Here is a 16,209-nt window from a genome sequence, read left to right as displayed (position 1 = left end):
GCGAGCCGGGTGCTTCGGGGGAGGAGGCCAGGGGCCCGGGGGGAGATCCGGGGTTGCCGGGTGAGCCGGGGGTGGCGGCTTGGGGTGGGGGAGTGGGCATCGGGGTGCCGCATACGTCGCAGTACTCGGCGTCCCCCGACGAATGCCCCTGAGGGCACGTCAGCGTCATGTCAGCCCTCCTGACGGAGCTGGCTCGTCCGCGTGGACCCGGTGTCCAGCTCGATCTCGTCCGCCTTCTCGACATGCCTGCGCAGCCGCGCCGTGCCGGTGCCCGGATCGATCTCCACCACCTTCGCCAGCAGCCGGGCCGTGTCCTCCCGCCCCGAGGAGTCCGCCAGCTGTTTCGCCTTGGCCAGACGCGCGGTCGCCGTCGCCGTGTCACCCGCCGCCCTCGCGCTCAGCCCCTCCTGGATCAGCTCGTGCAGCTCGGCCTGCCCGGTGTAGTGCGCGACCTTCCTGTTGATGCGCGTCGAGAGAGCGAGATCTTCGGTCCAGTGCGCCAGGACGTTGCCGCTGGCGTGGACGTCGCCGGTGTCCGGGCGGACGAGCTTGATCCACGCCGCTCTGATCTCCTGGCCCGGCGCGGCGGGCGGCACCTCGACGCACAGGTGGTACTCCCGCTCCTCGGCGCCCCACGACCCCGTCGGATAGTCGCCCGTCAGCGGGTTGACCGGGGTGCGCTTGCCGCTCAGGTCGAGCAGGGTGGGGGAGACCTGCCTGATGTACTTCAGCGTGGCGTCCTTCGGGATCCACACCCGCAGCGCCAGCTCGGCGACGGTCTTGCCCATCGACGCCTCGGTGATCCTGGTGAAGAACTCCGCCAGGTCCTTCTGGTCGCGCACGAAGTCGAAGGCGCCGAGCAGCGCGTTCGAGACCTTGCGCAGTTCGTCGGGCACCCAGTCGTCGCCGACGCCGAGGCTGTCGCAGACGAACCTGCCCTCGCACTGCTTGAGCGCCCTGGCGAACGCCTCCTCGCCCTCGTTGTTCTGGCCGTCCGTCATGAGCAACGCGTGCCTGATCGCGCCCGGCCTGCTCTCCAGCAGGTCGCAGGCCAGCAGGAGCCACTGTCCGATCGAGGTGCCGCCGTTGGCGTCGAGGGTGTCGATGGCCTTCTTGGCATTGTCCCTGGTGCTCTGGCCGGCCTTGGCCAGCTTCCGTCCCCTCGGATAGACCATGCGCGCCGAGGTGTCACCCGAGATCACCGCGAACTCCACGCCGTCGCGCAGGGCGTCCACGGCGGCCTTCGCCGCCTGCCTGGCCTCCCTGATCTTGCCACCGGTCATCGACCCCGACGTGTCAATGATGATCACTTCGGCGGCCTCCGTGGGCGGCGCCTGCGCGACCGTGCCCGTGACCGTGAGGATGGCGTGCACCTCCCTGCCCCCGAGCGGCAGGTACTTGTGCTGGTCCACCTGCAGGGTGAAATCACTCATCACGCTCTCCTGACCGGTATCAGTACGACAGTGACGTTGTCGCGTCCGCCCGAGGCGAGCGCGTGTTCGACCAGCGCCCGCGTCCCCTCCAGGGGGACGGCGGCGCGGAAGGAGACGGGTTCGTCGAGGTAGCCCCACAGCCCGTCGGTGCACACCATGAGCAGCCCAGGGGAGTCGGGCACGAAGCTCAGCGCCCTGCACCCCGCGTCCCTGGCGTCGGCGCCCAGCCAGGCGGTGAGCACGCCGGCCGAGGCGACGTCGTCGTCGGTCAGCAGGACGGCGGGCCCGTCGTCGGGCAGCCAGTAGGCGCGGCTGTCCCCGACCCAGCCGACCGTGACCAGATCGGGCCCGGCCACCGCCGACACGTAGGTGCAGGCCGGGGCGTCGTCGAGGGAGGTGGCGAGGGCGGCGACGGCCAGGGCGGCCCGGGCGCAGGCGGCCCTGGTGGCGCTCTCCTGGGTGGAGCCCGCCTTGAGCTCCTCGGCCAGGATCGTCACGCCGGTCTGCGCGGCCAGCGTCGAGGCGGTCTCGGGGCGCGGCGACTGCGTCACGCCGTCGCAGACCACCGCCAGCTGGAGCCCTTCGGCCTCGCCGAGCGCCATCGCGTCCTGGTTGTGGGTGTGCCGCAGGCCCCTGTCGCTGGCCCCGGCCGAGCCGGAGTCGAGGACGAGCTCGACGTGGTCGGAGGCGGCGGGCGCGCGCCGGCCGCACTGGGCGCAATAGCCCTCCTCGAAGGCGCCGCCGCAGGCCGTACAGGGGGGTAAGCCCTCCAGACGGATGCCGCACTGCTCGCAGAAGGCGTGGCCGGGCAGGACGGGCGCCGCGCACGCCGGGCAGTTCACAGCCACGTCCTCGGCCGGACCGCGTTGGCGCGGTCGACGAGCGCGTGCCGTTCCGCTCTGGTGGGCGCGGCCCTGGCCAGCTCTCTGTAGACCGACTCCAGCCTGGTCCGGACCCCGCGGCCGGTGAGCGGCGCGCCGAGCACGACGGTGGAGGGGGAGGGCGATGCGGGCTGCGCCGCGATCCATTCCAGGGCGGCCTCCAGCAGTTCGGCGGAGAGCTCGCCGCGCCGCCTGCCGTCCACCCGGTTGAGCCGGTCGAGGCGCTCGCCCGCGGCCACCAGCTCCTCGGGCCCGACCTCGGCCACAGGACGCCTCGCGGTCACCGCGACCAGCGCCAGCTGCGCGGCCACGTGCTGGCTCGCGGAGGCGGGCACCTGGTCGAGCGCGGCGGCCGCGCCCTGGTGGTCGCCCGCCGTCAGGCGGGTCCTGGCCAGCCCGAACGCGGCGCTGACGTAGCTCTGGTCGGTCCGCCACACCGTCTGGTACCAGCGGGCCGCCGCCGCGTGGTCGCCCGCGAGCTCGTGGGCGAACCCCAGCGCCAGCTTCACCGCGGGCTCGCCGGGCAGCAGGCTGAAGCACCGGTCGAACAGTGCCTGATCGGGCTTGCCCGTGGCCAGCGCCCGCACCGCCCGGTACCAGGTCACCCGCCACTCGCCCGGCAGCTCGCGGTCGGCCTCCTCCAGCGCGCTCTCGCCGAGATCGTGCTCGGCCGCCACCCTCGCCCTGGTCAGCAGCGTCTCCGTGGTGACCGGCAGCGCCGCCACGGCGGCCAGCAGGTCCTGCGGATCGCGCGCGATCAGCCCGGAGAGCAGGCCCGCGGAGGGATCCGCGGGGTCCATCAGCGGGACGGGCAGCGCCGCCACCGCCGCCGCGGGGTCCAGCGGCTCGAACACCTCCGTGACGCCCTCCGCGACCCGCTCGGGCCCGAAGACACCCGACTGTCCCGGGTACGGCACGCCGTCCTCGGCCGCCCTGATCTCCCGCAGCACCCCGGTGAGCTGCTCGGCCATCTCCGCCGCGTCGGCGAAGCGCCGGTCCGGATCGGGGTCGGTCGCGCGCAGGAGGAAGCGGTGGAAGGACTCGTTGCCCCACGCCTCGAGTCCTGGCAGCGGCTGCTCCACGCCGCCGCGCGCCGGGCTGAACGGATGGCTCAGCACGGCCAGCGTCCGCGCGACCGTGTAGAGGTCGGAGGCGATCGAGGGTCCACGGGTGGAGATCTCCGGCGCGTGGTAGCCGGCCGTGACGTAGGAGCTGCCGAGACCCGCCCCGATGCGCTGGACCGCGCCCAGGTCGATGAGTTTGAGCTGCTGTCCGACCTGGATGACGTTGGCCGGTTTGAGGTCGCAGTAGACCAGCCCGTTCGCGTGCAGATAGTCGAAGGCCTTGAGGATCTCCAGCGTGTAGGCGATCGTCTGGCGCACCGGCAGCGCGTGCCCCTCGCGCAATCGCTCCCTGAGCAGGTCCTGCAGGGACGGCCCGCCGACGTACTCCATCACGATGTAGCCCGCGCCCTCGTGGCGCTGGAAGTTGAAGATCTTGACGATGTTGGGGTGGTCGACGCTGGTGAGGAACTTCCGCTCGGCCTCCGCCGCCGCCAGCGCCTCGGTGTCGGCGGCGTTGAGCAGGCCCTTCAGCACCACCCACCGGCCGTCCAGGTTCTCGTCGGCGGCCAGGTAGATCCAGCCGAGGCCGCCGTGCGCCAGGCAGCCGAGCACCCGGTACTGCCCCGCCACCAGCGCGCCGGGCGCGAGCTTGGGGGTGAAGCTGTAGGGGGTGCCGTCGTGCGGGCAGAACCCCTCGGTACGGCCGGGCACCCCCTCGCGGCTGCGGCCCACCGGGTTGCCGCAGGAGGAGCAGACCCGTTTGTCCTCGGGGACCTCGGGGTTGTCCATGATCGCGTCGGCGGGGTCGCGGTACGGCGTCGGCGGCACGTCCACCAGGCCGTGACCGAGCACTCCCCTCGACCGCCGGCCGGACGACGGCCTGGAACCGCTCGGAGCCGTCATCATCCCGCTCGGCACGCCACCCGAATGAACAGCGCCACCCGAGTAGCCGCCGCCACCCGAGTAGCCGGCGCCGCTGGCGCCGATCGGCGAGCCGGAGCCCGTCGTGGCGGCCGCGGCGGGCGGGCTCTCCGGGTGACCGCACAGGTCGCAGTAGCCGTCCTCTATCGTTCCCGCGCAGTCCTGCCGCGTGCACGTCGTCATCGGGGCCCTCCGTGGATCGCGTCCTGGTAGTGCTCCACCGCTTCCGCCGCCCGGTTGAGGTCGCACGGGGCGGTCCACAGCAGCTGTCTGGCCCGCGCGAAACGCCCCGTGGCCTCGGGATCCTCCGCCAGGCCGACGCGGACCGCCTTGGCCTGCGTGGCCAGCAGCCGGCCGCGCAGCTCGTCCCTGCGGGCCATCAGCCCCAGCAGCGCCGAGGTCGTGGCGCGGGCCCGGTTCAGCGCCGCATCGGCCGCCCGCTCGACCGTCTCCAGGCGCCTGGCCCGCTCCACCCAACCGGGGCCCGGCCTGCCGGTGGGTGGGTCCAGGGCGGCGGCCTCGCCGGAGAGGCGGTCCGCGGCGGCGCGCGGCCGGCTGGACGAAGGTAAGAGGATCTTGGCGGCGACCACCGTGTGGGTCCTGCGCGCCTCGGCCTCGGCGACGCCGACCTTGTCGACCAGTTCGAGGAGAGCGGCGTGCTGCGGGCCGTACGAGCGTCTGAGGGCGTCGGCGCGCGTCAGGTCGGCCAGCAGCGAGTCGAGGGCGGCGCAGAGTCTGTCGAGGGCGGCCTCGGCCGAGGCGGCGTCGAGGGGGTCGGCGGTGACGGCGGAGCGGAGGCGGTCGAGCTCGGCCTGGTGCCCCGTCCCTGACGGGGTCTCCCCGAGGGCGGCGGTCAGCCGCGCGATCTGCCGCTGGGCGGTCGCCGCCAGCTCGAGGCGGGGCAGCAGGGCGGTCCAGGCGGTGTCGATCTCCGTCAGCGTGCTGCCCACCGTGCGGAAGGCCTGGTCCATCTGCGCGACGGTCTCGTCCAGGCTGAGCGCCTCGCCCTGCTCGGGGCGTAACGAGCGCTGCTCCACGGGCCTGGCCTCGGCCGCCGGCCGTACGGAGGGGCCCGCGAGCAGGAACGTCAGCTCGTCGAGCTCGGCCGGGCCGGGGCGGGCCCTGCGGGCCCTGACCTCCTCTGCCTGGCGCAGCACGATCCTGTAGGCGTCGTAGAGCGACCACATCCGCGCCATGGCCTGCTGGGCGGCGGTCCACCTGGCGAGGGTCTTCCCGCGTAACGCGGTCGTCTTGAGCAGCTGGTAGGAGGTGTGCGACTCGAGGTCGAGCAGGTCACCGGAGATCCGGTCCCGCTCCTCGACGCGGGTGCGCAGCGCGTGGTCGGCGCCTTCGCGGCTCATCGGCGGCCCGGCTGGTTGCGTCAACGTCTCCCCCGTCGAAATGTGAACGTCGAATGTGACCCCCCGAACCCTCATTTACCGGGTCAACGTCGGACATGTCCAGGGAGGTTCCTGACCCTGAGAGGGTCTCCCTGACTTCTCCCTGATCCGGAGCTCAGACCATGTCGCCGCGAGCGCCGCGACCCTAGCGTGGGTGACATGGCACGCATCCTCTTCATCGTCGCTCTGGTCATCGTCGGTCTCATGCTCCTCGGCCCGATCCTCGGCTTCGCCTTCACGCTCCTGAAGTGGGCACTCATCATCGGCGGCGTCGCCCTCGCGGTGATGTTCGTCGCCAAGTGGGTCAAGTCGGAGGACCGCAGTCGCTCCTAGTCTGGTCAGGTAGGGACAGTCCGGCGCATAGTGGGCAGATGGAAGCGCGGCCCGCGGTGGATGACGCCGCGCTCGGGCGCGAGGCCATGCACGTGCTCGAGTCGAACTGGATGGGGTCGGCCACCGTGCCCGCCCCGGGTCTCTACCCGCACCAGTGGAGCTGGGACTCCGTCTTCGTCGCCATCGGCCTGGCCAGGCGCCTGCCGTCCAGGGCGATGGCCGAGCTGGAGGGCCTGTTCGAGGGCCAGTGGGCGACCGGGATGATCCCGCACATCGTCTTCCACACCTCCGAGGCGTACTTTCCCGGGCCGTCGGTCTGGCGCTCGTCGGAGCACCCCGCCGCCCCCTCGGCCATCCTCACGTCGGGACTGACCGCGCCGCCCCTGCACGCGCTGGCGGTGTGGCGGCTGTGGCGGCACACCGCCGACGTGGGGTATGTCCGGCGGGTCTTCCCCGCGCTGGCCGCCCAGCACGCCTACCTCGCCACCGCCCGCGACCTGGGCGGCGGCGGGCTCGCCGCGATCGTGCACCCGTGGGAGTCGGGCATGGACGACAGCCCCGCGTGGGACGAGCCGCTGGCCGCCCTCCCCGAGATCAGGTACGGCTACCGCACCCCCGGCCTCGACGAGCGCCATCCCGCCAGCGACCACGACCGCTACGTCTGGCTCGCCCTGCGCTACCGCGACGCCGGATATCGGGCGGAGTACCTGCGCGACGAGCATCCGTTCGCGATCGAGGACCCCCTGTTCAACGGCGTCTGGCTGGCCTCCTGCCAGGCCCTGGCCGCGCTGGCCCCCGTGGCGGGCTTCGACCCCGCGCCCCACGTCGAGCAGGCCGCACTGATCAGGTCCGCGCTGATGGACCGGCTGTGGGACGGCTGCTTCCACGCCCGCGACCTGCGCACCGGCCGGCTCATCCCGGTCACCACCGTGGCCGCCTTCGGCCCGCTGCTCGACCCCGAGTTGCCCCGCGACATCGTCACCGCCCTGGTGGAGATCCTCGAGTCGGCCCGCTTCATGGGCGCGACCGGCTATCCCGTGCCCAGCTGCGAGATCAGGGCGCCGCAGTTCGACCGCACCCGCTACTGGCGCGGCCCGTCGTGGGTCAACACCAACTGGCTGCTGCGCCGCGCCGCCACCATCCACGACCTGCCCCACCTGGCGCAGCAGCTCACCACGGGCACCCTGCGGCTGGTCCGGCAGGCGGGCTTCCGCGAGTGCTTCGACCCCTTCGACGGCAGCGGCAGGGGATGCAGGGACTTCTCCTGGAGTGCGGCGCTCACCCTGGACCTGCTCGCCGATACCTTGGCTGCATGAGCATCTTCCGCCGTCTGCCCTCCGCCGTCCGCAAGGGCCTGGCCACCGCACGGGGGGAGCGGGTCCTGACCTTCGCCGAGGCCGCCGACGGCTACGTGGTCGCCACCGATCAGGCGCTGTTCCTGCCGGACGGCACGCGCGTGCCGTGGGAGCAGGTGGAGCAGGCCGGGTGGGACGACGAGGGGCTCCGGCTCACCACCTCGGAGGGGCGCCGCCTGTCGGCCAGGGTCGCCTCGCCGCACCGGCTGCCGGAGGCGGTGCGCGAGCGGGTCAACTCCACCATCGTGGTCAACAAGTACGTCGAGCTGCCCGGCAGGGGCGGCGTGCGCCTCGTGGCCCGGCGGGCGCCGGGCGCGGACACCTTCAGCTGGAGCTTCCACTTCGACGAGGGCCTCGACCCCGACGACCCGGGCCTGCGCGCCCAGGCCGAGCAGGCGCTGGAAGGCCTCAGGCGCAGCATGGGCGTGTGAAGAAGGGGGCCCGGATTCCTCCGGACCCCCTTCCGCGCGGTGCGCCTAGTACGGCACGCCGGTGTCGTCGATCTTGGCGGTCTCCTTGTCCTTCGTGGACTCGGGCCAGCCCGTACCGGTGTCGAGGTGGTCGTCCACCCGCCCGTTCTTGCCCAGGAACGGGATCTTGTCGACGAGCTTGTCGCCGACCTTCAACCGCGCCGCCCCTGCCACCTTGGACACCTGCGCCCCCACCAGCCCCGCGGCCTCCTGGACCGTCGGGCTGTCGGCGACCCTCCGCGCCGTGCGCTTGATCTGTTCGTAGCGTTCGCGGCCTGCCCTGCTGCCCAGCACGTAGCCGACAGCCACACCGACAGCGAACATCACCCGATATCGCATAATCCACCTCCGCTGTCTCCGGGCCTACCCCGATGACGATGCGACACGCACTCCGGATGTGCGATAATCTATTCGTGCGCCAAACGGAAAGGGCCAAACAGCCCGACCGGAAGGCGCGAAAGTCCGATCCCGTGTAGCTCAATCGGCAGAGCAGCCGGCTGTTAACCGGCAGGTTATAGGTTCGAGTCCTATCGCGGGAGCTTCGTAGTCCTGACGGACACACAGCTCAGGCCCCCTTCCTGGATTGCAGGGAGGGGGCCTGAGTCGTACCGGGAGCCAGTAGGGGAGCCGCTACCCGGTTTGATCATCGTTGCTGGCGTCCATGGTTTCAGCTCCATGCACGATGAGCGGCCTGATCTGGTGCCGGTGGACGGTCTGCGTGGTGGGTGTCGAGTGCCGACAAGATCGGCGATACGTTCCACCGAGACGTCCCCGTCGCTCAGGATCGAGACGAAGGAATGTCTCAGTTCCCGATGCCAGCCTTCTTCGTGATCACTCGCAGGCCACGCAGTACGCGCATGGGATCGAGCAGGGTTCGTCGTCGCGCGTGAAGACGAGACCGTGCTCCTGCCACGCCTCGCCAGCGACCCGCTTCTGAGCGGCCTGGCGTGCTCGGTGCCGTTTGAGTTCGTCAGCGGCGGGCTTTGGTGAGGAAGTGTCCGCCGAAGCCGAGCATGTGGGCCCACCTGCGCAGTCGGGTCCAGCCTGGTGCTTGGTCGAGGGTCCAGGCGGCGGCGATGAGGCGTTCGGGGTGGGTGCCGTGGGGGTTGGCGTACAGGTCGATGGTGTCGGGGGGAGTCGCCGGGAGGCGTGGCCTGTGGCTTCGGTGCCTTTGGTGGAGTACTTGGCGAGGTAGGCGGCGACGGCCTGGTCGTCGAGGGCGTCGCCGGAGGCGGACAGGGTGATGGGTCGGATAGAGCCGCATGCATGGCAGCGTCACCTCTTACGTGTTCAGGACGAAGTGAGAGGTGCCGCCGGGAGGACGAGAGTCAGATGTCCTCCCGGTAGCTGACGACGCGTCAGATCCAGTCGAGGTCAGGGTTGTCGGTAGCCGTCTTGGCGGAGGCGCCGTTGACGGCCGGGGGTCGGCCATTCTCTTGGCCGGACGCTCAGTGGGTTCGGTGTCGTCGATTTCCGGCACGTCAGCCAGATCAAGCTGAACCGGGACAGCGCTGACCGGCCGAGGTAGGGCCGGGACGTGGTCGGCAGGTCGTCGGTGAGGGGCGAGCCGACCAGGCCGCCGAGGACATCACGGCGTTTGATGTCCAGGTAGATGGCGGCGGAGTTGGATGTGCGGGCCTTGGTCACTGTGACCGAAGCGGCCCAGCAGGCAACGGCGATTCTGCCGAGCTGGGTTTCGATCTGCTCCAGGGACAGGCCGGGACGAAGCCAGACCCACACGCGTTCGCCGACCGGGATGGGCTTGGCCCACCCGATGAACGGCAAGTGGCCGTGCCGGTCGGTGGGCAGGAACGAGTTGAAGCAGGTACGCAGGCGGTGCCGGACGATCAGGCACCAGACCAGGGCCACCGCCAAGCGGCGGAGCATGGGGGAGAGACCAACGGCGGCGATAATGCTCCCGTAGGCCACACCCGTGATAATCGGGTCGGTCCGGTCTTGCAGGTACACCCAGCCGCCGATCAGCAGCAGGACGAGGGTGATTTCCGGGAGCCACCACCAGATGGCGCGTAGGTCCTCGCGCCTCTGCGCCCTCTCGGACGTCGCCGCCACAGAGCGAGCGGCCCGCCCCCGCTTCCTGGCCACTCCGCCGCCACGCCACGCCCGACCCGCCGACGTTCTCGCGACCTCTCGGACGGCGTCCCCGCCAGACCGCCGTCGCCCTACACCCGTCGACCTATCCTTCTTCCCCTCCGTCTCAGCGGACTGCGCGTCGAGGGCTCCAGGTGCGCGACGACGTGACGCCCTTGGCCTTCCGTTGCCACGCCAGGCCACGTGCGCTCGAGGAGCGTCCCCTGGACGGAGGGGACCACGTGCCGGGCGGAGGCGCTGGGGTGGGCTTGCCGTACGGGCCGGTGGGAACCGGGGGACGGCGGCCAGGGAGACCAGAGGAAGGCGATCAGAAAAAGGTCAGGTGTGGGGGGCGGCGTAGCGCGGGGTGAGTTGGCGGTTGTCGTAGTAGCGGTGGAAGACGGGAGTGGCCGCGCCCGAAAGCGGCGGCACGATCCACGACCAGTCCGCCGGGCAGACCCGCCCCGCGCGCTCCTCCCGCTCCAGATGGGTCAGGAACCGCCGTGACTCCGTGTGATGGTCGGTCATCGTCACCCCAGCCGCCTCGAACGAGTGCAGCACGGCCACGTTCAGCTCCACCAGCGCGTGGTCGCGCCACAGCGTGCGCTCGCTGGAGGTGTCGAGCCCCAGCCGCGCGGCGATCACCGGCAGTTGGTCGTAGCGGTCGTGATCGGCCAGGTTGCGGGCCCCGATCTCGGTGCCCATGTACCACCCGTTGAACGGCGCGCACGGGTAGCAGACGCCGCCGATCTCCAGGCACATGTTGGAGATCGCCGGTACGGCGTGCCAGCGCAGCCCCAGCTCCTCGAACCACCGGTAGGCCGGATGGACGATCGGCACCTCCATGACCGCGTCACCCGGCACCGTGCACAACAGGGGGCGTCCCTTGGCCGGCTGGATCACCAGCGGCAGCACGTCGAACCTGGTCCCCGCGCCGCCCCTCCACCCCATGCGCCGCACCTGCTCGGTGAAGGCCACGTAGCGCCGGTCCCCGACCACCGTGCCGTCGGCGCGCAGGTAGCCGGCGTAGCGGATGAGCTGCTCGTTCAGGATCCTCGGCCCGGGGCAGGCCGGGTGGTCAGGGGCGAACACCGTGATCGTCGGCCTGATCCGGCCCTGTCCCGTCGCCTCCCGCAGGTGCTCGACGCACTCGAGCGCGACCCCCTCGGCGCTGGAGACGTCTCGCCGGTCCCTGACCTTCAGCGAGCGCCAGTAGAGCCGCCCGATGCAGCGGTTGCTGTTGCGCCAGGCCACCCTGGCGCCGAACTCCAGTTCCTGCGCGGTGTGGGTGTAGGTGCCGAACCTCGCGGCGTCCCTGGCCACCTCCCGCAGTCGCGCCTGCACGTCCCCGGCGCCGGGGTTCTCCGCGTGGAAGAGGCGGATGAACCGCTCCGCCTCGCGGAAGTCGACGGTCTTCTCCATGACGGTGTGCACATCGAACGGACGCAAAGCTCTCATCCACGTAAGCACGCAGCAACCAGCGCATTCCGGTTCACGGATCGCGGGACCGATTCCGGGTCGGTGACGCGTTCCTCCGGCGGCGTCCTCACCACGCCGCCCCTGTCGAGTCCGCAGCAGATCACATCTTCACCTTCGCTCACCCTCTTTGTCCCCCAAATCAGGAAAATCCGTGACCATGGCACTCCGGAGCGTGACCCTGCTCTCGTATGGCCAACGGGCGGGGCTTGGTGTAGAACGTTGTTCTGTAACGAACCGGGAGGGCGCGATGTCGGAGCTGGTGCTGTCGTCGATCGACGAAGGCGTGCTGACGCTGACGTTCAACCGTCCCGAGCGGCTGAACGCCTGGACCGACGCGATGGGCCGCCGCTACTTCGACCTGCTCGAAGAGGCCGAGAAGGATCCCTCGGTGCGGGCGATCGTGGTGACGGGCGCGGGCAGGGGCTTCTGCTCGGGCGCGGACTTCCAGACGCTGTCGGCGATCCAGGCCGGCAGTTACGCCGAGCAGCCCGATCCCAGGCCCAACACCTTTCCCACCACGATCCGCAAGCCGATCATCGCGGCGGTCAACGGGGCGTGCGCGGGCCTCGGCATGGTCCACGCGCTGGTGTGCGACCTGGTGTTCACGGCCGAGGAGGCCAAGTGGACGACCGCCTTCCCGCGCAGGGGGCTGGTCGCCGAGTACGGCCTGTCCTGGGTGCTTCCCCGCCTCATGGGCCAGCAGCGCGCCATGGACGTGCTGCTCTCTGGACGCGTGTTCACCGGCCGTGAGGCGTTCGAGATGGGCCTGGTGAACAGGGCCGTCGCGGCGGAGTCGCTGCTCCCCGAGGCCCAGGCGTACGCCCGCGAGCTGGCCCGCCACAGCTCGCCCGCCTCCATGGACGTCATCAAGCGTCAGGTGTGGGGCGACTGGAACCGCACGCTGGAGGAGTCGGCGGCCAACGCCGTGCGCGAGATGATGGCCTCGTTCGGTCGCACCGACTTCGCGGAGGGCGTGGCCAGCTTCCTCGAGCGCCGCGCCCCCGACTTCCCCGCTCTCTGACCCTTCCGCTAGATCTTGTGCGCCCCCGCGGCGGGGGTGGCGGGCAGGAAGCGGGGCTCCTTCCAGCCGCGCTCCGCGTACGCCGCGAGCACCGCCTCCTGAACGGTCGCCACCCGCTCCTCGGCCACCAGCGCGATCGCCGAGCCGCCGAACCCGCCGCCGGTCATGCGGGCGCCCCGCGCGCCGCCGCGCAGCGCCGCCTCCACCGCGACGTCCAGCTCGGGAGACGACACCTCGTACTCGTCGCGCAGCGACAGGTGCGAGGCGTTCAGCAGCGTGCCGATCTCCGCGATCGCCCCCGCGCGCAGCAGGCCGACCACCGCCTCGACGCGGTGGTTTTCGGTGACCACGTGCTGGACGCGCTTGCGCTCGTCGCCCTGCAGCCGCGACAGCGCGCCCGCCAGGTCTGTGACGTCGCGCAGGGCGTCGACGCCGAGCTTGCGGGCGGCCGACTCGCAGTCGGCGCGCCGCTTGGCGTACTGCCCGTCGGCCAGCTCGTGGTGCACACCCGTGTCGATGATGAGGATTCGCAGCCCGCGTGAGGTGAGATCGAGCGGGATGGTCCTCGAGCCGAGCGAGCGGCAGTCGAGGAAGAGCGCCTTGCCCTCCTCGCACAGCGCCGAGGCGGCCTGGTCCATGATGCCGCAGGGCATGCCGACGAAGTCGTTCTCCGCCTTCTGGCCGAGGAGGGCGATCTCCATGGGAGTCAGGCCCAGGCCGTACACCTCGTTGAGCGCCGAGCCGATGACGACCTCGAGGGCCGCGCTGGAGCTCAGGCCGGCGCCCGCGGGCAGGTCGCCGTCGATGGCGATGTCGGCGCCCTGGACCTGCTCGCCGAGCATGGCCAGGACACCGACGACGTAGCGGGTCCAGCCCTGGGCACTGTCCCAGTCGGAGATGACCGCGGGCGCGCCGGGGGACTGCAGCGAGAGCAGGCGGATCGTGCGGTCCCTGCGCGGGCTGAGTGCGGCGGTGATGCCCCACGGCACGGCGAACGGCAGCACGAAACCGTCGTTGTAGTCGGTGTGCTCGCCGATGAGGTTGACGCGGCCCGGCGCGCGCCACACGGTCGTCGGCTCGGCGTCGTACGCCTGACGGAAAGCTTCAACAACGCGCATAATCGAACACTCCTCAACAACGGTTCGTCCGTAGACTAGCGCCATGGAAGAGGTGACGGATCCCCGTCTCGGCACGGTGCGGCTCTTCCTCAAGCACGACGACAACAAGGCCCGCAAACTCAGGTACAACCTCGGCCCCGCCCGCGTGCTCAGCTTCGGCGGCGCCTACTCGGGACACCTGCGCGCGCTGGCCCGAGCGGGCATGGAGCGGGGCTTCGAGACCATCGGCGTCGTGCGCGGCGAGGAGCACCTGCCGCTCAACCCGTCGCTGGCCTACGCGCGGGCCTGCGGCATGCGCCTGGTCTACCTCGACCGGGCCGCCTACCGCCGCAAGCACACCCCCGAGGTGCTGGACGAGCTGCGCGCGCGGTTCGGCGACGTCACGATCCTGCCCGAGGGCGGCAGCAACGCGGCCGCGGTGCGCGGCTGCGCGGAGCTGCCCGCGGAGATCGGCCTCGACTACGACGTGATCTGCTGCCCCGTCGGCACCGGCGGCACGCTCGCGGGGATCTCGGCGGGTCTGGCCCTCGGCCGGCGGGCGCTGGGCTTCGCCGTGCTGAAGGGGGCGGGCTTCCTGCGCGACGAGGTGGCGCGGCTGCAGCGGGAGGCGTACGGCCGCGTGATGACCAACTGGCATCTCAACCTCGACTACCACTTCGGCGGCTACGCCAAGCTCTCTCCCGAGCTCGACCCCGCCTTCGAGCAGGTCTACGTGGCCAAGATGATCTACGGGATCCTCGACCTGGCCGGGCGCGGCGCGTTCGCGCCAGGCTCCCGCGTCGTCGCCGTGGTCACCGGTCAGCCCTCGATTCCCGTCGCGCCGTGGGGCGCGCCGACCGGCTTCGACTCGGCCGAGCCGCGCTGACGCAGGTAGATCGACAGCGCCACCATCGAGGCCACCGCCAGGAACTCCGACTGCCAGTTCTGCAGTGTCCTGCTCCAGAACTCGGGTCCGATCACGTAGGACCCCCAGTTCTCCGGGTCGCGCAGGTCGGTGAGGCGCTCGGCGTTGCCCGCCGCGAGTCCCGCCACCGACTGGGCCAGCCACGACAGCGCGAACACCAGCCCCATCACCCAGCCGAGCGAGTTGCTGATCAGCGCCCTGCGCAGCCCGCCCGCGGTCGCCCACGAGGGCGAGCCCGGCCGGGCGTGCTCGCCGATCATCTGGTCCTTGTCGGACTCGGCGCCCTCCTTGCCGAGCTCCTTCGACTCGGGCGAGCCCCTCTGGACCAGCCAGACCGTGGCCAGGATGAACAGCAGGAACTGCAGGTACTCCGACTGCCAGTTCTCGGCCACGTCCACCGCGAAGTCCGACGAGGCGATGTACCGCCACACGGAGACCGGCTGGCCGTCGTCCACGAGCTGCTGGTCGTTGAACTTGGCCTGACCCGCGATCGCCTGCCCGAACAGCGCGAGCAGGAAGATCAGCAGGAAGAACAGCGAGAGGGAGTTCTCCTTGATGAAGCGTGTCATCGGTGCATCAGCCCCATCGCGAAGAACCAGCTCAGACCCACGGCGATGATGAGAAGCGTGGTGACGAAGACGGTGCGCATCAGTCCTCCACCTCGCAGTCGTAGGGGAGACCCGCACCCGTGGGCGTGCACCCCGCGGCCCTGACCCGCCATCCGCCGTCGTAGCGGTGCAGGAAGAGGGTGTCGCCGTTGAGCCGTACCTGGGCGTCGTCGCCCCACAGGGAGACCGAGAGCACGGGACCGTTGGGCAGCGCCAGCTCGGTCAGCGCCTCCCCGCAGGTCTGGCCCGGGTCGGGAAGCTTCTTCATGGTCCTGGCGGCCAACAGCCTGCAGGCCTCCTCGCCGCGTCCCGCGGCCACCGCGGCGGAGAACCGCTCGGCGGTACGAGCGGGCGGGCCCGTGTCGACGGAGCATCCGGCGGCCATGACGAGCGCGAACACGACGATGACGGGCCTCATACCGCTGGGAGCTACCCAGAATGACAGGTGGGAAGCGAGGGGAGTTGGGCCGTCAGGGCGACCTCTTCACGCTGCGCTGGGTGATCGGCCACCTGATCGAGGAGACCTCGAGGCACAACGGCCACCTCGACATCGTCAGGGAGCTGGTCGACGGGGTGAAGGGCGGCTAGAACCGGTCGAGCACGGGCGCGAGCAGGGCGTTGAGCTCCTTGACGAGCACCGCCAGCGCACGGTGCGCCGCCTCCTCCACCCCGTCGTGCGGGCCCTGCGGGGCGGGCGGCAGTTCTTCCAGCGGGATGGGCGCCTGCACCAGGAGGGAGGCGCGCACGAACGGCCCGCGGGTGAGGTCCTCCTGGGTCGGCTCGACGAACTGGCCGAAGATCTCCTGCCAGCCGCGCCAGCCCCTGTCCCTCCACCACTCCCTCGAGCTGGTCAGCTGCTCGGGGAGCGGGGAGACCATGCGCACCTCGGCGGTGAGCGTGCCGTCCCAGGTGTTGCGCACGCAGCTCGCCTCGAGGATGCGCCGGTCCCATCGGACGTGACCGGGCGACATGGCCGGCGGCACCGCCATCCGCCAGGCGACGCACGCGAACGTCACGGGAGCGATGTCGCCGAAGGAGTCGGCGAACTCCTCGACGTGCTTGCGGACGTGGGCGCCGTAACGGCCGTCCCTGTCCCTGTCGAGTTCCTGGTCGATCCAGAACGCCTTGGCCACC

At 71.2% G+C, this 16,209-nt stretch carries 17 protein-coding genes, 1 tRNA gene and 1 pseudogene; 7 read left to right on the top strand and 12 right to left on the bottom strand.

Going from position 1 to position 16,209, the window contains the following annotated elements:
* Window positions 1-170 precede the first annotated feature (170 nt).
* The 4 genes from H4W81_RS24785 to H4W81_RS24770 are packed head-to-tail and all read right to left on the bottom strand — an operon-like array spanning window position 171 to window position 5,660.
* Window positions 171-1,433: a vWA domain-containing protein gene (locus H4W81_RS24785; RefSeq protein ID WP_192777003.1), complete on the bottom strand. Its 1,263-nt coding sequence runs from the start codon at window positions 1,431-1,433 to the stop codon at window positions 171-173.
* On the bottom strand, window positions 1,433-2,275 hold the full coding sequence (locus tag H4W81_RS24780) for a protein phosphatase 2C domain-containing protein (protein WP_318781934.1): 843 nt from the start codon (window positions 2,273-2,275) through the stop codon (window positions 1,433-1,435). The genes H4W81_RS24785 and H4W81_RS24780 overlap by 1 nt, the downstream gene beginning before the upstream one ends.
* The gene (locus H4W81_RS24775) at window positions 2,272-4,482 is read right to left on the bottom strand and encodes a serine/threonine-protein kinase (RefSeq protein ID WP_192777001.1); all 2,211 of its coding nucleotides are present in this window, start codon (window positions 4,480-4,482) and stop codon (window positions 2,272-2,274) included. The genes H4W81_RS24780 and H4W81_RS24775 overlap by 4 nt, the downstream gene beginning before the upstream one ends.
* Window positions 4,479-5,660 carry a coiled-coil domain-containing protein gene (locus tag H4W81_RS24770; RefSeq protein ID WP_192777000.1) on the bottom strand — a complete coding sequence of 394 codons (1,182 nt, stop codon included), beginning with the start codon at window positions 5,658-5,660 and terminating at the stop codon, window positions 4,479-4,481. The genes H4W81_RS24775 and H4W81_RS24770 overlap by 4 nt, the downstream gene beginning before the upstream one ends.
* 198 nt (window positions 5,661-5,858) lie before the next feature.
* On the opposite strand from H4W81_RS24770, the gene H4W81_RS24765 reads away from it, so the two are divergent.
* From H4W81_RS24765 to H4W81_RS24755, 3 genes are read left to right on the top strand one after another with little or no spacing between them, the layout of a single operon-like run.
* Window positions 5,859-6,032, top strand: coding sequence for a hypothetical protein (locus tag H4W81_RS24765; protein ID WP_192776999.1), 174 nt, complete (start codon window positions 5,859-5,861; stop codon window positions 6,030-6,032).
* A gap of 38 nt (window positions 6,033-6,070) precedes the next feature.
* Entirely contained in the window at window positions 6,071-7,348 is a 1,278-nt protein-coding gene (locus tag H4W81_RS24760; RefSeq protein WP_192776998.1) for an amylo-alpha-1,6-glucosidase, read from the top strand.
* Window positions 7,345-7,818 (top strand): hypothetical protein, encoded by a 474-nt coding sequence (locus tag H4W81_RS24755; protein WP_192776997.1) that lies wholly within the window; start codon window positions 7,345-7,347, stop codon window positions 7,816-7,818. The genes H4W81_RS24760 and H4W81_RS24755 overlap by 4 nt, the downstream gene beginning before the upstream one ends.
* 45 nt (window positions 7,819-7,863) lie before the next feature.
* On the opposite strand, the gene H4W81_RS24750 is transcribed toward H4W81_RS24755, so the two are convergent.
* On the bottom strand, window positions 7,864-8,196 hold the full coding sequence (locus H4W81_RS24750) for a YtxH domain-containing protein (protein WP_192776996.1): 333 nt from the start codon (window positions 8,194-8,196) through the stop codon (window positions 7,864-7,866).
* A 127-nt stretch (window positions 8,197-8,323) separates the two neighbouring features.
* Between H4W81_RS24750 and H4W81_RS24745 the strand changes: the two genes are divergently transcribed.
* Window positions 8,324-8,396: transfer RNA gene (locus tag H4W81_RS24745), tRNA-Asn, on the top strand.
* 431 nt (window positions 8,397-8,827) lie between these two features.
* Here H4W81_RS24745 and H4W81_RS50135 read toward each other — a convergent pair.
* The 3 genes from H4W81_RS50135 to H4W81_RS24735 all read right to left on the bottom strand — a co-directional run bounded on the left by H4W81_RS50135 (window position 8,828) and on the right by H4W81_RS24735 (window position 11,403).
* Entirely contained in the window at window positions 8,828-9,121 is a 294-nt protein-coding gene (locus tag H4W81_RS50135; protein ID WP_420538726.1) for a replication initiator, read from the bottom strand.
* Window positions 9,122-9,231: 110 nt separating this feature from the next.
* A complete protein-coding gene (locus H4W81_RS24740; RefSeq protein WP_192776995.1) occupies window positions 9,232-9,927 on the bottom strand; it encodes a hypothetical protein in 696 nt (231 codons plus the stop codon).
* 357 nt (window positions 9,928-10,284) lie between these two features.
* A complete protein-coding gene (locus H4W81_RS24735) occupies window positions 10,285-11,403 on the bottom strand; it encodes a nitric oxide synthase oxygenase (protein ID WP_192776994.1) in 1,119 nt (372 codons plus the stop codon).
* 268 nt (window positions 11,404-11,671) lie between these two features.
* Between H4W81_RS24735 and H4W81_RS24730 the strand changes: the two genes are divergently transcribed.
* Window positions 11,672-12,445, top strand: a complete 774-nt coding sequence (locus H4W81_RS24730) for an enoyl-CoA hydratase-related protein (RefSeq protein WP_192776993.1) — start codon at window positions 11,672-11,674, stop codon at window positions 12,443-12,445.
* Window positions 12,446-12,453: 8 nt separating this feature from the next.
* Here H4W81_RS24730 and galK read toward each other — a convergent pair whose 3' ends face one another.
* Window positions 12,454-13,563 (bottom strand): galactokinase, encoded by a 1,110-nt coding sequence (galK, locus tag H4W81_RS24725; RefSeq protein ID WP_192776992.1) that lies wholly within the window; start codon window positions 13,561-13,563, stop codon window positions 12,454-12,456.
* A 43-nt stretch (window positions 13,564-13,606) separates the two neighbouring features.
* On the opposite strand from galK, the gene H4W81_RS24720 reads away from it, so the two are divergent.
* A complete protein-coding gene (locus H4W81_RS24720; protein ID WP_192776991.1) occupies window positions 13,607-14,428 on the top strand; it encodes a 1-aminocyclopropane-1-carboxylate deaminase/D-cysteine desulfhydrase in 822 nt (273 codons plus the stop codon).
* On the opposite strand, the gene H4W81_RS24715 is transcribed toward H4W81_RS24720, so the two are convergent.
* Window positions 14,362-15,036 (bottom strand): DUF6766 family protein, encoded by a 675-nt coding sequence (locus tag H4W81_RS24715; protein WP_192776990.1) that lies wholly within the window; start codon window positions 15,034-15,036, stop codon window positions 14,362-14,364. The genes H4W81_RS24720 and H4W81_RS24715 overlap by 67 nt on opposite strands.
* Before the next feature lie 79 nt (window positions 15,037-15,115).
* Window positions 15,116-15,493, bottom strand: coding sequence for a hypothetical protein (locus H4W81_RS24710; protein ID WP_192776989.1), 378 nt, complete (start codon window positions 15,491-15,493; stop codon window positions 15,116-15,118).
* 56 nt (window positions 15,494-15,549) lie between these two features.
* Here H4W81_RS24710 and H4W81_RS24705 point away from each other — a divergent pair.
* Window positions 15,550-15,663 (top strand): annotated as a pseudogene (locus H4W81_RS24705) (mycothiol transferase); the annotation flags it as partial.
* Here the strand turns inward: H4W81_RS24705 and H4W81_RS24700 are convergent.
* Window positions 15,660-16,208: a hypothetical protein gene (locus tag H4W81_RS24700; protein WP_192776988.1), complete on the bottom strand. Its 549-nt coding sequence runs from the start codon at window positions 16,206-16,208 to the stop codon at window positions 15,660-15,662. The pseudogene H4W81_RS24705 and the gene H4W81_RS24700 sit on opposite strands and share 4 nt — an antisense overlap.
* Between the last annotated feature and the right edge of the window lies 1 nt (window position 16,209).

Source organism: Nonomuraea africana, assembly GCF_014873535.1.
In the GTDB taxonomy this organism is placed as follows: Bacteria; Actinomycetota; Actinomycetes; order Streptosporangiales; family Streptosporangiaceae; genus Nonomuraea; species Nonomuraea africana.
Note: the sequence above shows the minus strand (reverse complement) of the source record. Positions and strands in the feature narration are given on the sequence as shown.

Excerpts from the sequence above, each read along its gene's own strand:
- H4W81_RS24765 (WP_192776999.1), top strand. The coding sequence starts at position 5,859 with ATGGCACGCATCCTCTTCATCGTCGCTCTGGTCATCGTCGGTCTCATG.
- H4W81_RS50135 (WP_420538726.1), bottom strand. The coding sequence starts at position 9,121 with ATGCGGCTCTATCCGACCCATCACCCTGTCCGCCTCCGGCGACGCCCT.
- H4W81_RS24720 (WP_192776991.1), top strand. The coding sequence starts at position 13,607 with ATGGAAGAGGTGACGGATCCCCGTCTCGGCACGGTGCGGCTCTTCCTC.
- H4W81_RS24760 (WP_192776998.1), top strand. The coding sequence starts at position 6,071 with ATGGAAGCGCGGCCCGCGGTGGATGACGCCGCGCTCGGGCGCGAGGCC.
- H4W81_RS24785 (WP_192777003.1), bottom strand. The coding sequence starts at position 1,433 with ATGAGTGATTTCACCCTGCAGGTGGACCAGCACAAGTACCTGCCGCTC.
- H4W81_RS24775 (WP_192777001.1), bottom strand. The coding sequence starts at position 4,482 with ATGACGACGTGCACGCGGCAGGACTGCGCGGGAACGATAGAGGACGGC.
- galK (WP_192776992.1), bottom strand. The coding sequence starts at position 13,563 with ATGCGCGTTGTTGAAGCTTTCCGTCAGGCGTACGACGCCGAGCCGACG.
- H4W81_RS24730 (WP_192776993.1), top strand. The coding sequence starts at position 11,672 with ATGTCGGAGCTGGTGCTGTCGTCGATCGACGAAGGCGTGCTGACGCTG.
- H4W81_RS24715 (WP_192776990.1), bottom strand. The coding sequence starts at position 15,036 with ATGACACGCTTCATCAAGGAGAACTCCCTCTCGCTGTTCTTCCTGCTG.
- H4W81_RS24710 (WP_192776989.1), bottom strand. The coding sequence starts at position 15,493 with ATGAGGCCCGTCATCGTCGTGTTCGCGCTCGTCATGGCCGCCGGATGC.
- H4W81_RS24755 (WP_192776997.1), top strand. The coding sequence starts at position 7,345 with ATGAGCATCTTCCGCCGTCTGCCCTCCGCCGTCCGCAAGGGCCTGGCC.
- H4W81_RS24770 (WP_192777000.1), bottom strand. The coding sequence starts at position 5,660 with ATGAGCCGCGAAGGCGCCGACCACGCGCTGCGCACCCGCGTCGAGGAG.
- H4W81_RS24750 (WP_192776996.1), bottom strand. The coding sequence starts at position 8,196 with ATGCGATATCGGGTGATGTTCGCTGTCGGTGTGGCTGTCGGCTACGTG.
- H4W81_RS24735 (WP_192776994.1), bottom strand. The coding sequence starts at position 11,403 with ATGAGAGCTTTGCGTCCGTTCGATGTGCACACCGTCATGGAGAAGACC.